Raw genomic sequence first — 1,230 nt, 5'->3', positions numbered from 1 at the left:
CCTGGGTGTCGGCATGAACGGTATCCGCCTCGACGCTCAGGCCTGCCTTGAGAAGGCCCTCGATGACGTAGATCGCCTCCCAGATGCCTGGCGGGATGAAATGCCGAAAAACCGCAATGTAGTTGTCGGCCACATGCCGGTATGCCACCGCGCCCATCTTGCGGTACCGGAAGTGGTAACCGGCCAGCAGATTGTTGTCGTAGAAATCGTACTGGGTGCCGTCGGCCGCCACTGTCTTGCCGTCGCCCCAGTGCTTGGGCAGATCCAATCGCAAATAAAGCTCGATCAGCTCGCGCTGCGCCGTTTCCAGCCGCTCCAGGCTCAGATGTCGCCGGTTGACGAACGACATCATGTGCGGCGTGATCTTGTCGCCCATGTGACGGGCCGCCTGGGTGGGCCCCAGATTACAGCCCATCGCGAAAATGGTCAGCAGGTACCGCTCGGCAGCATTGCGGATCTTGGGATCGCTGCCGCTGAGCGGGCCGAAGTGCCGGGTGAATTGCGTCCAGTGCTCAATATTGGCCAGCACATCCAGCAGGTTACGCACCGGCATGCGTTTCATCAGCGCTTTTTGCAGGGCGACCGCGCTCTCTGGGACGGCCGTAGCCGCAGTACGACGCACCACCAACTCGCCCGCCCTGTTGATGATCACATGCTCGGACTTCTCCGGGAAGCGTTCGTCCAGTTGGCGGGCCGTGTCCGTCAGCCACTGACGCAGTTGGGCCACGAAGCCGGCGCCGCTGTCGGGCATGCCGAACTTCTCGCAGTAGCTTGGCAGACGCTGTTCACACTCGCTCCAGGGCAGCAGGTGATCCCGGTAGTCGGCGAAGGCGTCCGATCCAGCTACGCAAAGATCGCCGCTGCGCAGTTCCTTGGCCATATAGGACAGCACGCAGAGCTCCAGATAACGCCGGTTGGTCGGGGCACCCCCATCGATCGGGCGGCGCACCAGCTTGCGCCAGCGTTCCGAGGCAAAGCTGATGTCAACGTCGACGGCAATCCATTCCCGGTGCAGCGACTCGCTCTCGAACACCGCGTCCAATGCCGTCAGCAAGGTTTGGGATTGCGTGGTCGATCCCCATGCCAGGGCTCGCGCCAGGCGTAACAGCACCGATCGATGCGCCTTGAAATGCCGCCACAGCAACGGAAGGTAGTTCTTGCCGCTGTAGGCCCGCACCTCGGCGCAGCTCTCGCGCAAGGGCTCGAGACTGCCTGTCGGCGCCAGATACT

1 protein-coding gene is annotated in these 1,230 nt (G+C 62.7%); it reads right to left on the bottom strand.

Annotated features, from left to right (window positions below):
• On the bottom strand, positions 1-1,230 hold a 1,230-nt coding region (locus A3A5_RS0122820), incomplete at both ends, for a Tn3 family transposase (RefSeq protein WP_018312818.1).

The sequence above is a fragment of the Cupriavidus sp. UYPR2.512 genome (assembly GCF_000379565.1).
Classification (GTDB): Bacteria; Pseudomonadota; Gammaproteobacteria; order Burkholderiales; family Burkholderiaceae; genus Cupriavidus.
This window is presented reverse-complemented; position numbering and strand designations above follow the sequence as displayed.